This is a genomic window from Sphingomonas sp. ASV193 (genome assembly GCF_040203355.1).
Taxonomy (GTDB): Bacteria; Pseudomonadota; Alphaproteobacteria; order Sphingomonadales; family Sphingomonadaceae; genus Sphingomicrobium.
Genome location: NZ_JBEHBW010000007.1, coordinates 28,040 through 50,109, shown reverse-complemented (window position 1 = coordinate 50,109; position 22,070 = coordinate 28,040). Strand labels below are relative to the sequence as shown.

At 57.5% G+C, this 22,070-nt stretch carries 22 protein-coding genes and 1 pseudogene; 14 read left to right on the top strand and 9 right to left on the bottom strand.

The features are described from left to right. The first annotated feature begins 895 nt into the window (after positions 1–895). From ABDK56_RS12110 to ABDK56_RS12100, 4 genes are all read left to right on the top strand, one after another. The gene (locus ABDK56_RS12110) at positions 896–2,662 is read left to right on the top strand and encodes a recombinase family protein (RefSeq protein WP_349808542.1); all 1,767 of its coding nucleotides are present in this window, start codon (positions 896–898) and stop codon (positions 2,660–2,662) included. A gap of 222 nt (positions 2,663–2,884) precedes the next feature. Then, positions 2,885–3,028, top strand: coding sequence for a hypothetical protein (locus ABDK56_RS12105; protein ID WP_349808541.1), 144 nt, complete (start codon positions 2,885–2,887; stop codon positions 3,026–3,028). Then, complete coding sequence (locus ABDK56_RS13200) at positions 3,025–3,120, top strand: DUF3761 domain-containing protein (protein WP_502959309.1); 96 nt, start codon at positions 3,025–3,027, stop codon at positions 3,118–3,120. Before ABDK56_RS12105 ends, ABDK56_RS13200 begins: the two co-directional genes overlap by 4 nt. A gap of 556 nt (positions 3,121–3,676) precedes the next feature. Further along, complete coding sequence (locus tag ABDK56_RS12100; RefSeq protein ID WP_349808540.1) at positions 3,677–3,880, top strand: hypothetical protein; 204 nt, start codon at positions 3,677–3,679, stop codon at positions 3,878–3,880. Positions 3,881–4,476: 596 nt separating this feature from the next. Here ABDK56_RS12100 and ABDK56_RS12095 read toward each other — a convergent pair. The 4 genes and pseudogenes from ABDK56_RS12095 to ABDK56_RS12080 all read right to left on the bottom strand — a co-directional run. Continuing rightward, entirely contained in the window at positions 4,477–4,887 is a 411-nt protein-coding gene (locus ABDK56_RS12095; protein WP_349808539.1) for a winged helix DNA-binding protein, read from the bottom strand. Positions 4,888–5,634: 747 nt separating this feature from the next. Then, positions 5,635–5,928 (bottom strand): hypothetical protein, encoded by a 294-nt coding sequence (locus tag ABDK56_RS12090; RefSeq protein WP_349808538.1) that lies wholly within the window; start codon positions 5,926–5,928, stop codon positions 5,635–5,637. Between the two features lie 255 nt (positions 5,929–6,183). Further along, positions 6,184–6,402, bottom strand: a complete 219-nt coding sequence (locus ABDK56_RS12085; protein ID WP_349808537.1) for a hypothetical protein — start codon at positions 6,400–6,402, stop codon at positions 6,184–6,186. Positions 6,403–7,410: 1,008 nt separating this feature from the next. Then, positions 7,411–8,106, bottom strand: a pseudogene (locus ABDK56_RS12080) (IS6 family transposase); the annotation flags it as partial. Between the two features lie 280 nt (positions 8,107–8,386). Between ABDK56_RS12080 and ABDK56_RS13195 the strand changes: the two are divergent. From ABDK56_RS13195 to ABDK56_RS12065, 4 genes are all read left to right on the top strand, one after another. Next, positions 8,387–8,536: a glycine zipper domain-containing protein gene (locus ABDK56_RS13195; RefSeq protein ID WP_502959305.1), complete on the top strand. Its 150-nt coding sequence runs from the start codon at positions 8,387–8,389 to the stop codon at positions 8,534–8,536. Positions 8,537–8,625: 89 nt separating this feature from the next. Then, positions 8,626–8,844: a hypothetical protein gene (locus ABDK56_RS12075; protein ID WP_349808536.1), complete on the top strand. Its 219-nt coding sequence runs from the start codon at positions 8,626–8,628 to the stop codon at positions 8,842–8,844. 90 nt (positions 8,845–8,934) lie between these two features. Beyond that, the gene (locus ABDK56_RS12070) at positions 8,935–9,537 is read left to right on the top strand and encodes a hypothetical protein (protein ID WP_349808535.1); all 603 of its coding nucleotides are present in this window, start codon (positions 8,935–8,937) and stop codon (positions 9,535–9,537) included. Positions 9,538–9,654: 117 nt separating this feature from the next. After that, a complete protein-coding gene (locus ABDK56_RS12065) occupies positions 9,655–10,407 on the top strand; it encodes a hypothetical protein (protein WP_349808534.1) in 753 nt (250 codons plus the stop codon). Positions 10,408–11,637: 1,230 nt separating this feature from the next. Here the strand turns inward: ABDK56_RS12065 and ABDK56_RS12060 are convergent. The 3 genes from ABDK56_RS12060 to ABDK56_RS12050 form a co-directional block, all read right to left on the bottom strand. Beyond that, positions 11,638–12,069 (bottom strand): hypothetical protein, encoded by a 432-nt coding sequence (locus ABDK56_RS12060; protein ID WP_349808533.1) that lies wholly within the window; start codon positions 12,067–12,069, stop codon positions 11,638–11,640. A 535-nt stretch (positions 12,070–12,604) separates the two neighbouring features. Next, positions 12,605–12,970 carry an Imm63 family immunity protein gene (locus tag ABDK56_RS12055; RefSeq protein ID WP_349808532.1) on the bottom strand — a complete coding sequence of 122 codons (366 nt, stop codon included), beginning with the start codon at positions 12,968–12,970 and terminating at the stop codon, positions 12,605–12,607. 127 nt (positions 12,971–13,097) lie between these two features. Then, positions 13,098–13,385, bottom strand: coding sequence for a hypothetical protein (locus tag ABDK56_RS12050; RefSeq protein WP_349808531.1), 288 nt, complete (start codon positions 13,383–13,385; stop codon positions 13,098–13,100). Positions 13,386–13,992: 607 nt separating this feature from the next. On the opposite strand from ABDK56_RS12050, the gene ABDK56_RS12045 reads away from it, so the two are divergent. From ABDK56_RS12045 to ABDK56_RS13190, 5 genes are all read left to right on the top strand, one after another. Then, complete coding sequence (locus ABDK56_RS12045) at positions 13,993–14,313, top strand: hypothetical protein (RefSeq protein WP_349808530.1); 321 nt, start codon at positions 13,993–13,995, stop codon at positions 14,311–14,313. 380 nt (positions 14,314–14,693) lie between these two features. After that, complete coding sequence (locus ABDK56_RS12040; RefSeq protein WP_349808529.1) at positions 14,694–14,918, top strand: hypothetical protein; 225 nt, start codon at positions 14,694–14,696, stop codon at positions 14,916–14,918. A gap of 933 nt (positions 14,919–15,851) precedes the next feature. Continuing rightward, a complete protein-coding gene (locus ABDK56_RS12035) occupies positions 15,852–16,286 on the top strand; it encodes a hypothetical protein (protein ID WP_349808528.1) in 435 nt (144 codons plus the stop codon). Next, positions 16,286–17,356 (top strand): hypothetical protein, encoded by a 1,071-nt coding sequence (locus ABDK56_RS12030; RefSeq protein ID WP_349808527.1) that lies wholly within the window; start codon positions 16,286–16,288, stop codon positions 17,354–17,356. Before ABDK56_RS12035 ends, ABDK56_RS12030 begins: the two co-directional genes overlap by 1 nt. 1,418 nt (positions 17,357–18,774) lie before the next feature. Further along, the gene (locus tag ABDK56_RS13190) at positions 18,775–19,485 is read left to right on the top strand and encodes a metal-dependent hydrolase (RefSeq protein WP_502959304.1); all 711 of its coding nucleotides are present in this window, start codon (positions 18,775–18,777) and stop codon (positions 19,483–19,485) included. Between the two features lie 12 nt (positions 19,486–19,497). On the opposite strand, the gene ABDK56_RS12025 is transcribed toward ABDK56_RS13190, so the two are convergent. Then, entirely contained in the window at positions 19,498–20,112 is a 615-nt protein-coding gene (locus tag ABDK56_RS12025) for a ParB-like protein (protein ID WP_349808526.1), read from the bottom strand. Continuing rightward, a complete protein-coding gene (locus tag ABDK56_RS12020; protein ID WP_349808525.1) occupies positions 20,102–21,739 on the bottom strand; it encodes a SulP family inorganic anion transporter in 1,638 nt (545 codons plus the stop codon). Before ABDK56_RS12020 ends, ABDK56_RS12025 begins: the two co-directional genes overlap by 11 nt. A 40-nt stretch (positions 21,740–21,779) precedes the next feature. On the opposite strand from ABDK56_RS12020, the gene ABDK56_RS12015 reads away from it, so the two are divergent. Further along, on the top strand, positions 21,780–21,989 hold the full coding sequence (locus tag ABDK56_RS12015) for a hypothetical protein (protein WP_349808524.1): 210 nt from the start codon (positions 21,780–21,782) through the stop codon (positions 21,987–21,989). Positions 21,990–22,070 lie beyond the last annotated feature (81 nt).

The window sequence follows — 22,070 nt, the reverse complement described above, 5'->3', positions numbered from 1 at the left end:
ACGAACTCTGCTCGACGGCTGATTTGATCGAAGTCTCGATTTGGCCGAAAGCAGTCGGTCTGCCTTTCGTCGCTAACACCGCTTTCCGGTCAGTCGTTCAGTTCACTGACTAGCGAGCGCTGGCCGGAGTGATGCGGCTGTTTCTGTGTGCTCGCACCTAACTGCGAAGTGAGAAGCAGCGCTTCAAACTCTGCGCCCTCTCCGTGCGACATCCGCGCACAGACCAAAGCAAATGAACAAGCCGACGGTCAGAGCAAATGTCGTTGCTTCGCCAGAGACGAACCGATGGGCGAAGGGCGTGAGGCCGACGATCGCGAACGCGACCAGCCAAGCAAGCCGGTTCTCCCAAACTCCGACTCGATCGACCTCGTAAGCGGCGCCCAGCCGGCCAAACGGACGAACGGTTCTCGTCATTTGATTCCTATCAAGAAGCGATCGGCACAGTGCTGCTTACCACAGCGCCCCACCAAGGACGATGGAAGGCGGATGAACAGATAGAAGGTGAGTACGACGCCCCGCCTGAGCGGCGCATGACGATAGGTCTTAGACCACTGAAGTTCACTGTCGGCAGCAAGATCAGCCTACAAGATGCGCGAATGTCTGCACTGGGTGGAAAGCGGACGTTGCGCCAAGGCATCGATTGATTGAGTTATTCGCCCACCAAGCATCAAGATTTAAACATGCGATATAGGATCGGCGAGTGGGGCGTCACAGCGCACGGGTGACTCGCCGGCGACTGCTAAGCCGCGCGAAGTGCGCAGCAGAAATTTGGTCCGGTGAGCAAGCCGATGTGATATTGCATTGCGCCAAGCGCCTCATCTCGACTAGCCGGAATCTGGCTCAGTGACGCCTCAACTACTTCCGGCACGTCGGCAGACCGTTTGAGGAGGAAGCAATGATCGAGCTCCAACGCTCTGTCCGTTGCGCGATTTATACGCGCAAAAGTACCATCGCCGGTCTGGACCAAGAGGTAAACTCACTCACCACCCAAGAGAGTGTCTGTGAAGCGTACATCAAATGCCAAGAGCATCGTCACTGGGTTCTGCAGCCGACAAAATACTCAGACGGCGGTTATTCGGGTGGATCGCTTGAACGGCCTGGCCTGCAGCGACTGTTGAAGGACGTAGAATTCGGTCAAATTGACATTATCGTAATCTACAAAATGGATCGACTAACACGCTCGCTTACCGATTTCGTGCGGGTGCTCGATGTGCTGAAGCAGCATGGCGCGAGCTTCGTGAGCGTCACACAGACATTCGATACGTCCGACAGCATGGGACGCCTAGTGCTCAACATTCTCCTCACGTTCGCGCAATTCGAGCGGGAACTCATGAGCGAGCGCGTCAGAGACAAAAAGGCGGCCCTGGCTCGCAAGGGACTTTTCACCGGTGGGCTGCCTCCGATGGGATATCGCCTAGAAGGGAGCCGGCTCGTTGTAGACGCCGATCGCTGCGATCTCGTGAAAGAGACCTTCGCTCGATATCCATTCGAGCGCATGGCCACGATCATCAAAGATTTTGAGATGCGTGGCCTCGTCACACGGATATGGAGAAGCAAGGCGGGTCACGTTCGAGGGGGCCGCCCAGTCGGATACAGCGTCTTAAAGAATGTACTGCGAAATCCGATTTACTGCGGCCGAATGCTCTATCGCGGGGAGCTTATGCGCGCGGAAGTCGAACCGCTTGTGTCATTCGAGCAATGGCAGCTTGTCCAGAGGATCTTGTCCGAACGAGCACCGCGCGAGCGCGACCCCGCCCGCTACCTCCTGATCAATATCCTATTCGACGAATACGGACGACGAATGGTCGGTAATTCACGGGGGCAAGGGCGGGCGCTTAGGGGCCGCTATTATAGCTCGATCAGCGCCGGGTGGGCTCGAGGGCAGGGTCCTAAAAAACTTATGGCCGACGCGGATCGTGCGGAGGAAATGACGAAGGCCGGTCTCGTTGCCTTGCTCCGCAACCGCGCAGAACTCACAAATGCCGTACTATCTGGAAACGAGTATTCGGACAAAATTGTCAAAGCGCTACGACGTGGGAACATCGCTGCGAAGCGGGTCGAAAGCGCAAGTGGCCTTCCGCTTAGAGAAATTTTTGCGACCGTTCTGCCTCGCGTAGATATCGATCTAGCTGGTCTAAAGCTGCGGGTGTGCATACCAAATCTAATCCGCTTCTTGCGCTGGGACGGATCAGGTAGCTTTCAATCTTTGATCTCAGGGGGAACGGAAAGCTCGTCCCGCATCTACACTGTTGAAGTCCCGGTCACCTTGCTTTGCGGTAAACGCATATTCTCGATTGGGATCGAACCGCGCGCTCAGCTTGAGGACCGTTCTGACCCTTACCTAAAAGATCTCATCATCAAAGCAGCCGAGTTTCACCGCTTGGTAATTGAAAACCGTTCCGTTCCAATTACTAAACTCGCGGCCGGTCAAAGGATGAGCACCGGCTATTTCAATCGAATTTTGCGCCTCAATTACCTTGCGCCGGATATACAAATGGCGATTATCGACGGGACGCAACCGGCAGAAGTCACACGGCGAACCCTGCTGATGGATGCTATTCCGCTCCGTTGGGATCAGCAACGCGCAGCGCTCGGGTTCCCCCCTCGGCAAGGTCCACTGATCACGACCCCTCAAGGCTTTCGGGAAGCAATGGATTCGTGAGGGAACGAGTAAGAGCCTAGAGTGTTTTCGGTCCGTGAGCGCTCCGTGTTAACGATCGCTCGCCTGTGGGAGGGTTCAATGCTCGGTGTCGTTGTTGCGTCAGCGTTTTCTCTCTGCGTCAGCACGAGTTTGATCGTTTCGTTGCTGATCGATCGACAGATGCAAAGCGTCGCTATCTCGCCAGACGTTGGCGCTCCCGATTGAGCTAGCTAAGCCAGCGTGATGAATCGCTGGGATGAAGAAGCTGCTCGTGCGCCCAACGACGCCGCAGCTGTGCGTTCTTTGCTGAGCTCGCTCAATCGCCAAGCGCAGACGATCAAGTTTCTGCTCGCCGCGAGCGACCGCCGCCGCCTCGTCAGAGAATAACAATCGCGCGCTGTAAGGACGGGATGTACAGCCACGCCGCCCACCGTTCGGGCGCGTGCTCGCGTCATGGTGGCGTCGCTTCCTGGAGTTGAACTGGAAGGTGACGGCGGGAGGAGCCTTTGCCGAGTCGACCCGCCGTCCCCACGAAATGAGCAGCCGAATTCCTATTTTGCAATCAGGCGATCTCTGCGGCTGCCAAAATCGTCGTTCCCAACTTATTTACCCTAGGTAATGCTTGATTTCTCGCGCATCCCGCCGACAAAGGTCCGCAGCAAGGCGCAGCTTCTACCCCGTCGCCAGAGAGTCCGATGCGACGAGAATTGTGCCTCATGTGCAGTCTGGCTGGGCTTATGATCATGCTCGCACCTGTCATCGTGCTGTCACAAAAGAGGTCTCTGTCGTCGACGCCGACAATGAGCGATCTCTCGATGGTCGCCGTTTGTGCATTCACCGGGATAGCCGCTCTCGTTTGCTCGCGAAGGGCAGCGAAAAATGACTGACGTCCGCGTCGCCTTTTCCTTTCGACAAATTGAAGAGATCCGGGCAATGCGTTGCGGGCTCGGCAAATCGAAAGACGTACCCTTCGCTGCCCATGGATCGGCTATACCGCTTCGCAACCAGCTGTCTTTCGAACCAAAGGAATGAGTTTTGCCGACTGACGAGAATGAAGCCCCTAAAAAGAAGGCGTGGGTAAGGCCGCAAGTCCAAAAGATTTCGCTCGAGGAAGTGAGAGACCGCATCATGGCGGCCATCGGCTTGATCGAGTCGGATCCCGATCTGACCGACGTGGCGTCCGACTTGAAGCGGGCACTAGGTATGATTGAAGAGGAGCTCGGTCAGGGCGAACGATGAATGACGCTTTGACATCGCGCTGAGCAAAAACATGAAAATGGGGGCGAGCCACGCGGACCCGCCCCCTCATCAGCGTCGGCACGCTACTCGAAAAATGGCGTCCGCGATTGATACACGCGGATGAGCTCGCGCTTCGGATCTGCAGCAGATCTGATGCGATGAAGCTCGAATTCGGAAAGCTTGACCGCCGTTACAGCCGGTCGATCCCATTCGCGACTGCGGGACTGGGGTCCGGACTTCAATACTTTGGCCATCGCCGAGTTCTCCCGCAAATAAGGAGTGATTCGGCTGAGTCAGATTGCACATCACAGTCGACCGGACAAAGACTTATTGAACCAGCGTGGACTTTACCCGTTGGTCGATCCTGAACCGAGCGCTCTCAGTCGTTCGCGCGCATCATCCAGAATCGCCGCGATGTCCGGTCTCGCGCGCTCCCGATCGAGGATCTCAATGGCCTGCGTTATGTGACCGATTGCCTCAATGACAGCCGTCGACGAAGGACGCGACCCACCTTCAACTTCACTCATGCGACAAAACTCCCGAGCAGGACCGCTTTACCGCTCCCACCCCTGAAGTCCATCTTGTTATTTTTTCATTTACCCCCGGGTTGGGTCCAAATTTAGAACACGTGTCTTCGCAGTCTGCAGATAGCCTTCCATTTTTTTTATCGAGAGGTCGGTCAGATCCACAAAAAATACCCGACCATCGCTTGGGCTTGGGGTCCGCCCAATGTATCCGCGTTCTTCTAGAAAGCCTAACCAGCGAAGCGCTGTAGTGGGGGGAGCACCGCTTTCGAAGGTCAGATCAGACACCTTCAGCCGCACCCCGCGGCTTTCAGCGACGAATAGCACCAGGAGCATATCCCACGCCGCTTCGCCGAACATATACCCTTCAAAAAAACCGAGACGCAGCTTTCGGCACTCGATCATGTCTACCGCGGTGGCAACGGCGACTTTATCGAACCGATCGGCGAATACCGAAACAGCACGGTGTGGGTAAATCGACATTGCTCGACTCTCCATGCGACTGGAACAGCGGCCAAACGACCGCACCGAGCTCGCTCAACATAGGGCTGTTAATTTCGCGCTCAACCTCCTGATCGCCATTACGGACAGAATTCGCATCCATTACGGATGCACAACTTGCCCGTCCCATCCAAACAGGATCGTTCGTCAACTTCGGGTTATTTTAACGAGCAGATAACTCCTCCATCAGTGAGGAGAAGAAAAATGAAGAAGGCTCGTGTCTACCTTGGCATCGTCACTTTCGCCGCGATGGGTTTCAGTTCGCCGGCGAATGCAACAGGAGGCCCATCGCTCTGGTGCCTAATCAGTCATTGGGTTCCCGGACTCGACACACACTTGTTCGTCAATGCGCCGATGGGCACGGCGGTGTGTGATCGGGTTTGAATCTGTAGTGTTGCGTGTCGACGCGGGGGGAGCGTTCAACATACCCCGCGTGCGCGCGACAAACCATTAAGTTCACTCGGGGACGGTAGCCTAGAGAAGCCTCAATTCTACGGGCTGCCGTCGGTGAAGTGTCCCCCAACATTCGACGAACCGCATTGCGTCGCCTTGCCGACATATCGAGGGTCTGCGAACAGGAGGGATGAACCGCGTAGAATTGGCTCGCAAGATTCGTGCTCGCATCGCGATGTGTCGCAATCTGGCGAACACGACTGGAGATCCGGCAACTGCCGACGAACTGAGGAAGATGGCCGACGAGGGGCAGCGCGACCTGGACGCCCTCGAAGCTCAGGGCCGGGGTGACGAACCTTTAGATTGAGCCGCGGCGATCTCGCGCTCGCAATCGTCGGCCCTTAAGTCGTAGCTGATCGCGAGGCTGTTGAGGTCGCGACGCGCTTCTTCGGTGGCTGCTTGGGCAGCAAGGTTGCGCGTGGTCTTGGCCATGTCGCGGTAATGCTGGACCTGAAGCATGAGCTGCTCATACGCGATCCGCCTGAATGAGTCATTACGCCCCCGATGGATCTCGGTCAGGTACACATCGAACGGATTGCAGCTCTGGTTGCCCAGTCTGAGCTCAGTCAACACCCGAGATCGTCGGCCGACCGGCAGACATGAGCTCCCGCCAACCTTCATCGGCTAGCAACTTGAGCACGCTCTGATGGTCACTCGAGGCAGCAGCCCTTCTACCATCGTCCGCGATGAGGAAGGTGCCGTGTTGGTCAGTCGCGACGGTCAGTACTCGGCCCCAACGTTCGACCTTGGTTCGCATCAAGCTTCTCCACCCAAAACCTTCCTGCTGTCTTTCATGCCTCGATTAAGGGACCGAAACGAAAAGGCTCAAACTGGAGGTGAAATCGTCAACTTCGCCGCCTTCACGCCGCAGCGCGCACATTTCAGCCGGCGCGACAGATCCGCGATCGCCGCAACCCCGCCGGTAAGCTTGGCCGCCTCGTAGCCGTCGAGCGTCCGCGCCGCCCCGCAGCACTTGCACTGGACGGTGAGTCCCGCGCCAAAGCGGAGCAGGTCGGCGGTTGTGCGGATGTGCTTGGTCGACATTCCCTAGGGCTAGCGCGCGGAGAACGATTCGGGAACAAGTCAAATCAGGCACTCCGTACGGCTAGGAGCCGTACGTTGACTTGATCATGGTTTCAGAAACGGCTCGAGGCGGGCTGAAAAGAATGTCGACGGCCTAATCGCGGCGTCATCATAGGAAGGTCATCAGTCAGTCAAACTCAGCAAACATTGTCCCGGCCCGGTAGCTGTGCCTACCTCTCAATAACGGCTTCGCGACGGCCCAAGCGTCGCCAAACCGCAATTTTTAAACGGATTTTAGCCCAACGGTCCATTCGTATTTGCCACGTTATAAAGCGGCAGGATCCTCACTGTCAGCAAAAACGAAAGTCAGTGCGATTTTGCAGAATTCCGGATTTGCGATCGTTTCGCTCTACACAGTCAAGTTATTCGAACTCAGTTAGTCTTAGTACGACTAACCGGCCGTCTGCCTCACGATATAGAATTTCGTGCTGTGCAAGATTATCGATTGGATCCCAGTCTCGCATCGACACCTCTTCTCCGCGCATAATTTGAACGCTCGCGCTAGCGTGTGCTTGGACAACCAATTGAGGCCGTAGATAAGCCACAGGGAGCACTAAGAGGATCGCGCCGAACATGGCTCAACATCACCTGAGCCGCACTTCTCCCGCGTTGCCCTCTAATCCGAAACAGATGCAACCGGCAAAGGCTCGGCCGCGGCGTCTGCCATTTTTAGAATGCGCCTCGAAAAGCAGACGGTGCCGCGTTGCTGTCCAGAAAACGTCGTGCCCACCATATCGGCCCTTGAAAAATGGGAAATTCCGAAAACGAAAATCACTTTCCTACAAGAGAACAAAGGTAGAACGTTGATGAATGATGATTCTTGATGCAAACGCCCTCGTCGCGCTGGCGGCCCTCATCACGAGCGTGTCGGCGCTCATCTGGTCAATCCGGCGCCGGCCATAAATGTGCTGTCAGTCTAATGCGCACCTTTCTCCGGTTGGGCGCAGCTTGGTCTTTTGAGGCGGTGGTTCAGGCGAACAGTTGCAGCCATTCGGCCAGTGCAGCGGAGCGGAGGGTTTTGTAGGGCGGGCGATCGACGAGGTGGCGTCCGAGGTTGAAGTGATTGTGGACGTTGGCGTGGACCGAGGCGAACTTCTGCGACGTCTTCATCCGTCGGAATTTGAGCATCGATCGTCCTCGTCGTCGAAAGCTCAGGTAGCTGTTCTCGACCCGGTTGTTGGCCCAGCGGCCAACCTTCTGCTTGTCGGCATTGCCAAGCTCGCGCATCGCGGCACCAGAGGAGCGTAAGCCATCGGTGGTGATCGCCTCGGGCCTGCCGTAGCGCTTAATCGCCTTCTTCATGAAGGCCAGCGCTGCGGCCTTGTCTCGCGTTCGGGTGACATAGCTGTCGAGGATCTCGCCCCCGTGGTCGACCGCGCACCACAGGTGGTGGGTCTCGCCGTTGATCTTCACCACCATCTCGTCGAGGTGCCAGCGCCAATGGCGATACCCACGTATCGCGCTGACCCGCTGCCGGCGAATGTCCCCGGCGAACACCGGGCCGAAGCGGTTCCACCAGTAGCGCATTGTCTCGTGGCTGATGTCGATCCCTCGCTCGTGGAGCAGTTCCTCGACGTTCCGCAAGGACAGCGAGTACTTCACATACATCAGCACCGCCAGGCGGATCACCTCGGGCGAGGACTTGAAGTAGCGAAATGGCGAGGCAGGAGCACGAGGACGGGCATGGCCCCTCCCCTACCCGTCACTCCTTACCGACCGGTGCATTTACTCTGACAAAGCCCTCCGACGCTTTCTGCCGCAACCAGCCTGCCAATGAACAGGACGGCGCGGCAAACCGCTCTCGCCAATTCGCAGCGGCTTTGCGCACTTGCCATCGCTTTTGAGCTGAGCATATTCTTCCTCTAGCGCATCAATGGTCTAGGTGCGCCACCCTAACTGGGCGGTCCCTTGGGGCCGCCCTTTTTGTAAGACGGCGGAGGGCGCAATGAATTTGGCACTGGGAATGGGCGTGGGTGTGGCAATAGGCGCTGGTCTTGGCGTGGCGCTCCATAACATCCCCTTGGGCATGGGTATTGGAGTAGCCATCGGAGCGGCGCTTGGCATTATTCGAGGCGATCGCAAGCCGCCGGCCTGATGAACTCCTGGGCTATGCGATTGTCCAACCGACAGCGGACATTTGGCGCGGGTTGACGTAATCTCGGCCTCAATTGTGAGGAGGTCTTCATGCGTTGGTTCAAACCTGCCGGACTGCTCTTTGTCCCTGTGTCGATTTTTGGCTGGCTTGCGACGGCATTCGCGTTCGCTTTTTGCAGCCAGATATTCGCGTTTGTGGAGAGTCGCGCCCATTCAATCAGCGACACGCTCTACGGCGTTTTCCCATTCTGGGTGCCGACCCTTCTCGCGTTGGCTTGGGTGGCCGATCGAACCGGCGGACGTGCCTAAACACGCCTCAGACTGCTTTTGCTAGAAGGTGGCAGCTAGCCCTGCCAATCAAGTCTGCGCTCCGTTTGTCCCTACGCCAAATGAGGTGTGATGCTACTCATTGCAATTGCCCTTGCGGCTGGCTCGCCATGTTCGGCGGCCGAGACTGCCGAAGCGGCAGCCGTTAGTCCGCTTCGTGAGCGCGACTTCGCCGAGGTCGGACTGTCCAATGTGAATGGTGGATTCCGACGCCCGATGTCGCAGGAGATCGGCTGGAGTGGGACTTGTGCGCCGACCATAGTAGGCTTGTATGGCGGAATAGCGCTGGTGATGGAAAACGGGACTATGCTTTGGACTCGGGGCGGGCCATCACTTTCTGTTCGCGAAGATCAGATGGTGCCGAGCGATCCAGAGCCCGCCCATCCTTACTGGCCCCGACATCGCTTCGTTGGATCAGCATCGCTCGCGGCCGACGGCTGGCGGGTGGGGTTGTGGGTCCGCAGCGACGGCATCACGGACGTGGCACGCTATCGCCCCGGTGAAAGGAAGCACCCAGTAATTTTGATGACGTCAGCAAAACCAATCGTGGGGCTTTTTTACCTCGGCGCGCCGGACTCGGTTGGTGGTACTCTTTTCCTAACGCAGCGGCTTGGACAGTCGCGCTTCCGCATGCTTTCCATTGCGTGGTCTGAAGGCGGATTGCGTACACGCTGATGGTGGGGATGGTTGGAAAGCGGACGTTCGCTGCCCCAAACATAGCTCCGATTGTAACGCATCTGGCATTGGCGGTCGGCGACGGTTACTCGTCCGATCTTCGCGGGGGCTTGAGGAATGATCTTCAAACGAGCGGTAGCCAGACTCAGGGCGCAGGACTGGACGGCGATTGCCATCGAATTGACGATCGTCGTCGTCGGCGTCTTCATCGGCACATGGGTCAACGACTGGCGCCAGAGCGAGGAAGAGCGTCGCGAAATCGGACGCCTGCTCGAACAGGTGCGGGTTGAATGCGTCGCGCTGATGAGCACGAGCGAGGCATTTCAGGAGTATTATGCGACTACAAGCCGGAATGCTCATGTCGCTCTCGCTGCATGGAATGGCGACCCGAAAGTCAGTGATCGCAACTTTGTCATCGCCGCCTATCAGGCCAGCCAGGTCGCCGGTCTGACAGGCGACTCGCAAGCTTTGTCGACGGTGCTGGGCGGTGAACAAGTCAAAAAGATCGACGATCCGGCTCTGCGCAAGGCGGTTGCGCGGGTGCTCCAATACGACTTTTCACAAGTCAATCCGGCGACGATGCACACGCAGTACCGGGACGACGTGCGCGAAACGATTCCGCTTTCTGCCCAGGAAAAGATCCGCGCCGCCTGTGGTGATTTCTACGACAAAGAAGGCGTTCTTCATCTTCCCGCGTCCTGCAATGCCGACCTTACCCCGGTAGAGGCCCGCGAAGGCGCAGCCGCGCTTCGCGATCGGCCCGAACTCATCCGCGAACTGAGGCTTCACCAGTCGGCGGTATCGACGTTCCTTTTCGCGCTTGGCCGCCTCGAGAGTGAGTTACGGGACGTCGAGCGAATAGACAGATAAAGTCCCCAGGCGTCGACACGAGCTTTAGAAGTAGCTTTAGCGTCCGCTATGGGTGGAAAGCGGACGCTAGACACGGCTCCGGATTTTCGCGCAGCTACCGACTTCTGCATCCCACACCTTTGGAGCGCCACGCTGCGGAAGATACTCGCCCGCAGTCGTGACCAGAGCGCATTGCGCGCCCCTCTTCCAAATAAAGGTGCAAAAGGCCAGCCCGGTCCCGGAACAGAAGTTTACCTCGTTCCACCCCGCCGCCTCCATATCACCGGCCTCGCCATGGTCCCGCTTTGTCTTGAAGGGCTGCCAGCCTCGCCGTGCGAGCGTCGCACGGGCGCGGCTGTAGGGTTGAGCACGCTTAACGTTCAAGCGATGCATGGTCCGGTCGTGGTAAGGTGACGCCACCACAGTCGACGGTGGCAGAATGAGCGTCGCTGATGCCGCTAGAACCGCGATGACTGAGGGGCGCATGACCCAACCATGCAGCGCCTTCTTAATGTCTGCAATGGGTCGTTAGCGCCCCGAGCGCCTGGACGGCAGGTTTGGGTGGAAAGCGGACATTGCCTTAATCCTACACCGAGCCATACTTCCCGAATGTCACGACTGTCTGACCACTCGATTGCGCCTCAAACACAACCAGTTTCCATGGCTTACGAGTTGGGAACTTCGGGGTGGGCGAACTTTAGGCTGACGTGCGGCGACGCGGCATTCAGTGTGCCAAACTTTGGCTACATGACAGATGGACTAGGAGACATAGTCAGGGCAGCAGTCGGTCTAGTGACTGGCTCGTCTTATGTTGATGTTCTGTTCGACTGCGAACCGCAGATATGGGGTCTCGCCATAGAGCCTTCGGGGTTAGCGACTAGGCCACCGCAACCGTATCGAGTCTGCCGGATCACCATTCGAGACGGGGGAACCGCCCTCGACCAAGTAGGCCACAGCGGCAGGCAGGTTTGGCGTTGGCAAGGGCCCGTATCGTTCGAAGCGTTTGTGCGTAGCGATGACTTTGGACGGGCGACGTTGACGATGGCCCAGGCCGTCAGGGCAAAGTTCGATGATGCTACCTACCGCGAACGATGGGGCCACTTTGGTAGTTTGGAAGGTTTCCCGCTTCGGGGAATGGCTGCGCTTGAAGCGGCGTTGGCAGTTGCCGAATATCGAGAATAATTAGTGTCTGCTTTGGGTCGTTAGCGGCCGAAGCAGCGGGATAGCGAGTTTGGGTGGAAAGCGGACTCGCTAACACCTCACGGCAAAAGGAGTGAGGTGCAACTGCTTGGGCGCGAAGACTGCACTCTCCGGCAGTTTGAACGCTTCATAGCTCAAGAAAGCGCGAATCGTGGCTTTGGGACGCACGGACGCAATCTCAACCCGCGCACCAAAGTAGTCGTCGATACCGGTTCGAAGTGGATAGTTCTGACTGCCGATGGTCACCGAGATGGGCACGCTGGATTCCGAGATGGAGCCCTGCCTATTCGGCCAGTAATCGGGTGGAAGACACAAGGTCTTTCGACCGGTGTTTTTAAGTTCCAAAACGAACCGTCGAGAGGCTGGGTCATCCCTCACCTTGAGCGCAATGGTTGGGTCATCCCTCACGCTGAACGCAATGGGAGGGGCAGAACCGAGGACCGCGGCAACGAGAAAAGCCAACATGCGGTGGGAATAACGCATGGTCGCTTGTCCGCAATGGGTCGTTAGCGGCTGGAGCGCCTGAACGTCGAGTTTGGGTGGAAAGCGGATATTTGCACGCTAAGATGCTGGAGTGGCACGGATAGGTAGGACGTTGATCCCATTGGGGATCACAAGCGTTGCGATCACTGCAACGCTGATGGGTGTCGTCCTGCTGTCCAATTCGGCACGCTCGGGGCTACCGGGTGCAGTTTTTCTCCTGTTCTTAATGGTCCTCGGATTCTCAGCCCTGGGGTTATTTCTTCTCCTACCAATCACTTGGCTGCTCCTGAAACGGCGTGTTTCGTTTGTTCCTGCCCTTATGGCGGTGATCCTAGCTGGAGTGGGACTAGGTTGGCTATTGCTGGCTTGGGTGCCGAGGAACGCGTGGATCGGGGCTATTTCAGGGGCAATAACTGCGGGTCTTTGGTTCGCGTTCAACCGACAAGGGTTTCGACCTCCAGCCGGAACCTAACGTCCGCAGTGGGGCGTTGGCGGTCCGAGGGCGCGGACGGCGAGTTTGGGTGGGAAGCGGACATCAGCCGTCGCGGAACGGATGAAGCCTTAGGATGTCCTCCTGTTCGAGCCTTTGCCTCACCGCCCATTCCGAGGAGAGCGATGCCAGTAGCTCAAGCTGCTTCGTGAACGCTTGCCGTCGTGAGTCCTCGAATGGCCGTCGATGCTGAAGCTCGAAGTCCCACGACATTCGAGCCGTTAGTCCCTCGAATATCCAGTAGAGAAGCTCATCGAGGTCGTCCGTCTGCTTTCGACTGATTTCAAGGCCGCGCTCGCGAACTATAAAGTGATATGCACCGTCGACTTCGATGTGAGGTGATCCGTTCTCGTGAGAACTGGTTGCGATGGTGAAGCTCGACTCACCAAGCTTCTCGGCGAGTGTCTTCACCCTTCGCTGTATCAGGCGGACATCAAGCAGACTGCTGGAACTCATTTGCCGATGCTGGCGGTTGCAGCTGATGTCCGCAATGGGTCGAAAGCGGACGGTCCACTTCCGACCCATTGCCTTCACTTAATCAGCACTTTGTGAATCGACCTTTGGCGTCGCGACACGGTTTCGACTTTGCGGCCGCTTTGCCAGCAGGCGTCGCAGGCTTCGCAACGACGGCGACGGCAGACTTTTTCACCGCGGCGGCGACAGGCGCCGGGCACTTGATGAACTTACCTTTTGCGTCTTTGCATTGAACGGGTTTCGCGACCGCAGCTTTGGCCGTTGGAGAGGCCTTAGCGGCCGTTGTTGGAGCAGCAGCGGCATTGGCCGTCAGCGCCAAACCAGCAGAAGCAAGCATGATGATGCGCAGCATTTTTCTCTCCTTCGAGCCGGTGGAATCCCGGCTCCGCGACCTATTACGAGGCAGAGGGATAGTGGCGCAATAGAGTTGAGGTCGCGGTCTCCTATTTCGCCGTTAATCTAGCACTTGAGAGTTCAATCTAGACTGCCAACTGGCAACCAGACAGCTTGGCTTATCGCGGTTGAAAGCCGTCCTTCGATTCAAGCGACAATTCGATACACGGCGACAAAGATCGCAACCCCCAAAGCCAGGAAGAGAAAGCAACTCCAGCCGGACAGGTCGTTGAAAAGTCGATCGTCGTGGGCATCGATTCTGGCCCAAAACTCCATTTCTGTTTCATTCTCGCGCCGCTCAGGCTTTCGCATTGGCGATGCGTGCACCGCGGTATCGCCGACCACAAGAGCGGATCACTGTCATTGAGATTATATAAGCTTTGGAAGAGGCGAAGGCGCAATCATCGGAAACGGTCCCGCAATCGTATTGATGACATAGCGGTGCACGATCTCTAAGTGTTTGACGGCTCATTTGAGCCGGGAGACTAGCGATGCCGGATGCCCCTTCAACGAAGCGTCCGGAGAGGAGCGCGCTCTACAAGCTAGGCTGTCGACTGTCTGCTTGGGTGAGCGACTTCGCCGCGCATCCCTATGTCCAAATCGGTTTCATCATCCTTTGCGTGATCTGGTTTGTGCTTGATCTCAACACGAACCTCCTCACCGCAGCCCTGTCGATCCTCGCAATCACGCTGACGCAGATGGTCCTTAATCGCCAGAACGAACGAGAGGCGGAGGACCGACGTCGAGACGTCGCCTTACATGCAAAACTCGACGAATTGTTGATTGCCTCGCACCGGGCACACAACGAAGTCGCTGGCCTCGAGGATCGTGAAGAGGACGAAATTGAGCGAGAACGTGAGAGAATTGCAGAAAGAGCTAAAAATTAAGGCCTGAACGCCGCGATTAACGGGAAATGTCCCGCTCGTTCACGAATTTTGCGACAGAGAGCGCCGAGATGTCTGCTGGCGCAGGGACCATTGCTCTCGGCGGATGGAAGGGAGGCGAGGCTTCGGACGAGAGCTTGTGCGTGTGACCACGGCGTGCGTGGTCACCCTCGGCGGCGAGCTGGAAGTGCAACTCCCGTTCGCCGTCACCCAAGGTGATATTTCAGCTCTTATCGGTTGTGTTCGGCATGTTTGCCTGCGACTGTTTGCGCGTCGGCCACGCTGGACCGGAGTGGCGCGAAATCACTGATGCGCGGAGCAAGTTCGTTCGACAAAGGCGCAGATGTTCCTCGCGAATGCTAGGATAGAGAAGGAAGCACTTGATGAAGAAGTTGGCGATTCAAACCATGGTCGTCGTCGCGTTGCTGGGGACGTCGGCGTGCAAGGTGAATCAAACGAAGCAGGCTGAAATGCCGAAAGTCGATGTGAAGACGAGCGGTGGACAGCTTCCCGCTTATAACGTTCAAGGCCCGGACGTTAAGGTCGGGTCGAAAACCGAAGAAGTGAAGGTGCCGACCGTCAAGGTTACGACTCCTGACAAGAAGTAGGATCGGGTCGAAGGCTACACCCCGGAAATACAAGGCGTCGCGATGCTACACGTCGCGGCGGCTTCCTCATTTGATGAGAAGGCCGCCGCGTCGAATGCTGAACAAGTTGCCCTCGGCCAGTTCCCACACGTAAGCGACGCTCGCGTAAAAGTGGAACGTCCGGAAAGGGTCGAGTGCGGTCGAAGTGCCCGGAAGGCGGGTTTGGGTGGAAAGCGGGCACTCACTGGATCAGTTTGGAGGGCCAACCTACGCGCACCAGTAGTCCGTCCGGACCAGCAATTCCGACCTCGTAAATGCCCCATTCCCGGTGTCTCAAGACACCGCCGAGTCGGATCACAAGGTCGTGTGCCAATTCAGCGATCGCCTCCACGTCCGGTGTCCTGATAAAGACCCCGAAGGGATTGTATTTGGGCACGCTCCACGGGCCGCTGCCTGCTTGCGTCAGATGCACTTCACAGCCCCAACCCGTCATGATCCGATAAGCGTCCTCACCGCCAGTGCGGACAAACCCAACCGTTCCCAGAATGCGGTGGACAGGTTCAGGTCGTTGGACGGGACGATGGCGAACGCGCCGACGCTAGGGTCATCACGCATAATTTGCCACCGCTCCTTCAAGCGCTCTCTGTTGCAGGAACACGAATTTGATGGCCGATTGGGTGGAGAGCTGTCGCGCTTCTTCACGCGGTGAATGTTCAGCTGTCGGCTTTCTTCTTCGACAATAAAGCAAGTATGAGTGGGGTAATTATGCCGATGATAATTGCGATGTAGGCTCCAAGCACGCTGGCCTCCTGCTCAAGCAATTCGTATCACATGAGCGCATGTCGTGCGAAGTCAGAATTGAGTCTAAAGCCGCCAATGCGCCTGACCGGCTAGTTTGGGTGGAAAGCCAAATTTCGGGATGTATTATGCTTCGGGGCCAACTGGGGGTAACGAGTGCGTCTCAAGATTGCGATCGCGGGCGTTCTGACGGCCCTGTCGGTGGCCTGTAATCGCGGCACTTCGTCTTCCCCAAGTGCCTCTGACAATTTCCCTGTCGCCGGCACCTATCACGTCACGCACGAGGTCGATCAAGACAACAGCACCCATAGTGACGAGTTCGATACCGACATCGATGTCTCGACCCGCGAAAAGCTCGAAGCGGCAGTCGGCCAGGAAAAGGGATCGCACTGCCACGACAAGCATGTGGAAATCGGCGAAGGGCAGTTCACGGTACGCATGCTATGCGACGCTCCCGACGGCGATATCCATAACATCGTCACCGATCGACATGGCTCGTTTTCCCGAGATTCCATCGAGATCACCGAGGACACGACACTCTGGGGAATATCGTCCAGGGAAAGCTACTCGTACCGTCTGAAGGGTCGCTGATGCTGGCTCGGCTGCCAGAAGAGTTTTACGTCATGTTGGCGGTGACAGCCGTCGTCATGATCGCAATCTGGGTCGTTGGCACGACAATCAATGGGTTGGTGACAGGGTGGTACAAGCTCCAGTCGTGGTACGCCGACGACGGGACCGCCGAGCCGCGGACAGCCATGATCGTCCGTGTCGCTTATATGGGACGGTTGAACGCGCGCGTAAGCTATCGCTTGAAAATCGCGGCGACGTCGAGAGGCTTGTTGCTGGAGACCTTTCGTATCTTTGCGCCGTTCCAGCGCGCTCTGCTCATTCCCTGGCTGGACATTACGCCAAGTGGGCCGTTGCCCGGCTGGTTCGGGGATCGGGTGCGACTGGATTTTGGGAAGCCGGTCGTGGGCCAACTGACCATCAGCGCCGAATGCTGGGATGCGTTGCGCGGCTCAGCGAGTGACGCACCGGCGGACCTCACTCGTCCGTCACGCCCTGACGCGAGCGCGAAGGAAACGCGACGCGCGAGCCCGCTCGTCCTCATCCTGTTGGGGCTCTTCTTGTTGTTTAGCGTAATCGGCAATCAGGGGGCCCTGATTGGCAGCGTTCCTCTAGCGGCAAGGTTCGCCGGCGTAACTGTATCGCTTTTCGTCGGTCTGTGGCTTTCGAAATTATGTGCCGCCCCCGATACCGATCCTCAGTGGAAGCGCGTCCTTACCCACGTCGCAATCCCGCTATTTTGCGTGGCAGCCGGCGTTCCGGTCACCCGAGCACTTCTTGTCTTTGCTGCCTTCACCGGAATGCCTCCGCCGACCATTGTCGACGCCCAGGTTACCTCCCATCGAGTGGCGAGAAACGGAGAGCATATGACGACGGAGTCGATTGCGACTATCACATTGGGTCGCGATGGGCCGTTCATGGACGTTCGAGTCAGTCAGGACCTCGATCTTCAACTGGACCCCTATTACCATCCGGGCCGTGACTGTCTTGCCGTGGGGATCCAGCAAGGGCGATGGGGCTTGAAGCTCGCAAGGATTCCCGCCTCCCTCCTCACGCCACCCCTCGACCTCAGAAGCTATCGGCGCTGTGCCTAGACTGACGTACTAAAGCGCCGGCCTTGACTGTTACGAGCTCCTTCAAGAGCCGCGATAGCGCCAACTAAGGAATGTCCAAACAATTGCGAATGCGGCCACGTATGGGATGACCAAGGCAAGTCCTACCGACGCGTTTTGCTTGTTCGGCGCCACCCAATAAAGCGCGCCAGTCAGCAAAGTCAGCGCCAGGGCGGGACCGGCCATGCCGACGACCTTTCGGAGAGTCGAGAAACTCCCGCAGCAAGTAGGCCGAAAGGCAATCCCATAAGGCCGTAGATCGTAGCTATCGTGAAAAAGCCGTTGCCGACTCGAGTCAGCACGATTGTGCCTAGAACGATTGCCGCTGCGTAGGTGATTGCAGACTGCACGATGAAGGACATTTGATCGGCGCTCCCAGCCTGAAACTGAATGGCGCGGCGCAGAATGTCCGCAATGGTTCGTTATCGGACGGTCTTCTTTCACCCAATTGAACACACTCCTGCCGCCAGTGTGATGACTTATCCAGGCTTATCGCGTATAGGCAGTCCATGCTTCAGGTTCAGCACTACCGCGACATGGCCAAGACCACGCGTAACCTTGCTGCCCAAGCAGCCACTGAAGAAACTCGCCGTCACCTTGAAAGCTTAGCGATTGGCTACGACTTGAGGGCAGATGAGCGGGAGCGCGAGATCGCCGCGGCTCAATCTAGAGGTTCGTCACCCCGGCCCTGAGCTTCGAGCGCGTCCAGGTCGCGCTGCCCCTCGTCGGCCATGTTCCTAAGTTCGGCAGCGGTGGCAGGATCGCCAGTCGTCCTCGCCAGATTGCGGCAAAGTTCGATGCGAGCACGAATCTTCTGAGCCAATTCTACGCGATTCATCCCTCCTGTTCGCAGGCCGAAGATATGTCGACAAGACGACGCTATGCGGTTCGTCGAATGTTGAAGGACAGTTCATCGACGACAGCATATCGGAGGCACGCTCCTGCCAGCCAGCCTCCCAGCGAAGGGCAGGGGCGTGTCGCGTACGTTTCGGACGTAAGCCGAAGGCTGCCCAATGCATTCGGCCCGCGGCACTGCGGTCCTCATCTGCCTCTTTTCATTCTGCTTTCGATATGGTGATTGGCGGCGCTCTCGTCGCGTTTGAGAGCCGGCAGTCCCTGGGCGTGTGCAACCGCCCGGGGGCTGCTTGCGAAGCCGGCTTCGAGCTCCCTCAGTCCAAGGTTCATCACTGAATGCAAATCGCCGCGAGCAGCCGTCCTCCCGCCATCTTACAAGGGGGCGCCCCCGAAAGAACAGCCCAATTACGGTGGCGCGCCTATACCGAAGCCGGAAGGAGGTGCTTTAGCTCGAAAGGGATGGCAAGAGCGCAAAGCATAGAGAGCGAGCAGCCCGCATCCCTGCGGATGTCTTGAAGACGTGTTTGATTGGCGGGTCTTCGGAGATGGATATAACGAAAGTTTCCACTGATGACCGGGAGGGTTGTTTGCCGCTGACTTCGACTCATGCTTTGGTCCCGATCGCGGCGGCATTCGCTATCGGACAAGGGCCAGTTCCTCGGCGCCTATTGTTGTGGTGTGTTATCGCCGCGGCGGCGCCAGACCTCGATGGTTTTACCAACCCGATTTGGGCGGACACGTGGGGACTCGCAACGACTTCGATTTTTGCGCATCGCGGCGCATCACATTCCTTGTTCGCTGCCTTGGCAGCGAGCTTGGTCGCTGCGGCTTTCCACAGAAAACTGGGAGTGGGACGGTTAGCAGCCGCCGTATCGATTGGCCTGGCGATGGCGAGCCATGGCTTGCTCGATATGCTGACGAACAGCGGGAGGCCGGTTGCTTACCTCTGGCCACTAAGTTCAGAGCGAATGTTCGCTGATTGGCGACCTTTGCACAGCTCTCCGGTCGCGTGGACGCATGCGGCAAGTCAGCTCCTTTTCCGCCAAGAAGGCGAACTGATCCAAATCATTGTGCCGATGTTTGCGCTGGCATTCATCATTCGGGGATGCAAAGCGGCCTCGCGAGACCCACGGACGACCAATCCTGCCGCAGATTTTGAGCACCTCTCTCAGGGCAAAAGGAATCCCCTCACTGCCGAGAGTGGGAGAAAGTGCTCAGGAGATTACGAAATTCCGCTCGATGAATTCAATCGGTAGGTTGGTCAGCTTTTAATCCGGTCCACACCAGCCGGGAAGAAAGTCCGCGTGAGGAGCCTTAGCTAGAATGAGTGCTTTCGCTAGGCACGCTTCCCAATGATGATCGAGCTGTTTTGCCGAAAAATGGCGGCGAAAATAGTCGGCCCAGATAAACTCCGTAAATGGCTTCGCTTCCTTCGCGTACCCCCCTTCTTGACGGACAGCCCCGGCGAGTGAACGAAAAGGATCGTCGCGAAGCTTTGCAATGCGTTTTGGAATCTCATCGTAAGACAGGCGCCGACCGTTCTCGTCGAAAGGATGAAGCCAGCCGCTGTTATCGAGGAACCGCCAGAAATCTTCCAAGGCTAACCTGTGGAGGTTAGCAACGGGCGTGACAAGCACCCTCTCTTGTCCTTCCTCAAGCAGGGCTCGAGCAAGGTGGTGATGGTCGATAACATAGGACTTTTTCTTCGGGCCGATCACGACAGGGATCATATGACGACCTAAGTAACTCCCTACCTTTTCGTCAGCGATCTCGCGCATCTTGGCTCGTCGCTGCTCGACTTCGCGAAAGCCCACGGTTATCTGCGTCGGCCTGAGATCCTTAATCGCTAACGGCGTCAAAATGGGGTCACGGCTAGTCCTCATATCGCGTCCCTTCATCGAACTCGAACGAGCACGCAGCCCCAACGGAACGGGTTGCGCTCGCGGCCAAGTGCGCGGTTGCATTGCCCCCCTTGACGAGTAGGTCGCGCACGGGATCCTTAACTCTAGCCAGTCTTAGTTCACGGCCATTCTGTTTGAGGCGGCGTGCAGATTCGCCGAGTGTCTCGATGGCCGTCGAGTCTAGGTCATCACTTTCCTCGAGGCTCAGGACGAGAAGCCTTGCTTCGCTAGTCAGAATTCGCGCTTCGGACGTCATCATTATTGATTCGACGTTGGCGAAGAAAAGCGGCTCACCGGGTCTCAGGACCAGCACGCCGGGCTGAACGTGAGCGTCTGCGTGACGAGAAAGTTCTACAAAGTCGTCACTGTCCTCCAGTCGGCCAAGTTCGACCACTTGCGGCGTCGCTAACCTCCGAACTATGGCCAGCACCGAAAGGCAAACTGCTCCCAACAAACCCCAAAGGACGCCGCTCACGAGCACCCCGAGGGCCGCAGCCACGGCAATCCAGAAATCTCGTTCGATTTGCCAGAGCTTGATCAAGGGACGGGGATCGAGCGCGTGGACCAGAGCCGCCACAACGACTGCCGCGAGCACGGGATCCGGTAGGCGAGCAAGGAGAGGGGTCGCAACAAGAAGCAAGAGCGCGAGGACTCCTGCTGCGAATCCGCCCGCGAGCCGGCTGGTAGAGCCGGCGCTGGCATTTGCCGAGGACGCAGAAAAGCCAGCGCCCACGGCCTGACCACCGAGCGCCGCAGACCCGAGATTCGCAAGTCCCAGAGCAACGAGTTCGCGGTTCGAAGAAACCGGATCGCCACGGAGAAGAGCCAGCGCGCGAATTGAACCCCAGGACTCGGCAAATATGATCAATGCGATAGGCGCTGCGGCAAGAAGCAGACTTAATTCCAAGCGCGCGTCGAGATGCGGAAGTCCGGGAAGAACGAAAGCAAGATCTATCCGTCCGACCTCTGTGATGCCGTGTGCCGAAAGGTTCACGAGACTCGCGATTCCGATTCCCAGCGCAAGCACCGCGGCCGATCCAGGAATTGCTGGCGACAGTAGTCGTAATATCAAGATGACAGCTAACGCACCCAATCCAATTGCGGCGTTCAAGGGGCGAATGTCGCCTAGCTGCGCCGCAAGCGTAACTAGCTGTGCCAGAAAGCCTCCCTTCGACGCCGGAAGCCCCAACAGCGCTGGTAGTTGGCGAGTCACGATGGCGATTGCCAGCCCAAATGCGAAGCCACGAAGAACCGGTCGAGATACGAAGCTTGCTAGAAGCCCAAGCTTGGCGACGCCGAAGGTGAGGAGGAGCAAGCCGGCCAACGTTCCCACGACCAATGCAATTTCGCTTGCTGGAAAAGTGGGGAACCGGCCGATTGCTGCAGCCATGGCGGCTGCCGATGCCGACGTCGCGGAGACAACCGCGTCCCTGCTGCGACCGACGAACGCATAAATTGAGAGGCCAGCGAGCGCCGCAATGAGGCCGTGAGACGGCGTCAGCCCTGCGATCTTTGAATAGGCAAGTCCCTCGGGGATCAATAGGGCGGCAACCGTCAAGCCTGCCCGAAAGTCGGAGCCGAATTCGCCGTCTCGAAGCTTTGGCGACATCGGACCATCCCCGCAAAAGGGTCAAAAATGGGCATTTGCTTTGACGAACGTCAAGGGCATCACCGAGCTCACAAGACGGGTGTTGTTAGTAGCCAAGGCTGGTGCCAAATACATCGCGGTTGCCGGCTTATCTGAACGGTTGGCCTTGCCTTCTTACTCCCGCGCCGCACTTACGCACACCGGTCCTTTCACTACTGCAACGGCTGACCCTGTTTTTTACCGGGCCGCACCTTACGAATTTTCCGTGTGAATCAAAACATTCCCAAGTAGCTGACGCTGGAATGGGCAGAATAGAAATCATCAATGCGCCGATTGCACAGCTTCTGGACAC

Bases quoted from the DNA above. Each gene is read 5' to 3' on its own strand.
- ABDK56_RS12110 (WP_349808542.1), top strand. From the start codon at position 896: ATGATCGAGCTCCAACGCTCTGTCCGTTGCGCGATTTATACGCGCAAA.
- ABDK56_RS12105 (WP_349808541.1), top strand. From the start codon at position 2,885: ATGAATCGCTGGGATGAAGAAGCTGCTCGTGCGCCCAACGACGCCGCA.
- ABDK56_RS12095 (WP_349808539.1), bottom strand. From the start codon at position 4,887: ATGTCGATTTACCCACACCGTGCTGTTTCGGTATTCGCCGATCGGTTC.
- ABDK56_RS12085 (WP_349808537.1), bottom strand. From the start codon at position 6,402: ATGTCGACCAAGCACATCCGCACAACCGCCGACCTGCTCCGCTTTGGC.
- ABDK56_RS13195 (WP_502959305.1), top strand. From the start codon at position 8,387: ATGAATTTGGCACTGGGAATGGGCGTGGGTGTGGCAATAGGCGCTGGT.
- ABDK56_RS12075 (WP_349808536.1), top strand. From the start codon at position 8,626: ATGCGTTGGTTCAAACCTGCCGGACTGCTCTTTGTCCCTGTGTCGATT.
- ABDK56_RS12070 (WP_349808535.1), top strand. From the start codon at position 8,935: ATGCTACTCATTGCAATTGCCCTTGCGGCTGGCTCGCCATGTTCGGCG.
- ABDK56_RS12065 (WP_349808534.1), top strand. From the start codon at position 9,655: ATGATCTTCAAACGAGCGGTAGCCAGACTCAGGGCGCAGGACTGGACG.
- ABDK56_RS12060 (WP_349808533.1), bottom strand. From the start codon at position 12,069: ATGCGTTATTCCCACCGCATGTTGGCTTTTCTCGTTGCCGCGGTCCTC.
- ABDK56_RS12050 (WP_349808531.1), bottom strand. From the start codon at position 13,385: ATGCTGCGCATCATCATGCTTGCTTCTGCTGGTTTGGCGCTGACGGCC.
- ABDK56_RS12040 (WP_349808529.1), top strand. From the start codon at position 14,694: ATGAAGAAGTTGGCGATTCAAACCATGGTCGTCGTCGCGTTGCTGGGG.
- ABDK56_RS12030 (WP_349808527.1), top strand. From the start codon at position 16,286: ATGCTGGCTCGGCTGCCAGAAGAGTTTTACGTCATGTTGGCGGTGACA.
- ABDK56_RS13190 (WP_502959304.1), top strand. From the start codon at position 18,775: ATGGATATAACGAAAGTTTCCACTGATGACCGGGAGGGTTGTTTGCCG.
- ABDK56_RS12025 (WP_349808526.1), bottom strand. From the start codon at position 20,112: ATGAGGACTAGCCGTGACCCCATTTTGACGCCGTTAGCGATTAAGGAT.
- ABDK56_RS12020 (WP_349808525.1), bottom strand. From the start codon at position 21,739: ATGTCGCCAAAGCTTCGAGACGGCGAATTCGGCTCCGACTTTCGGGCA.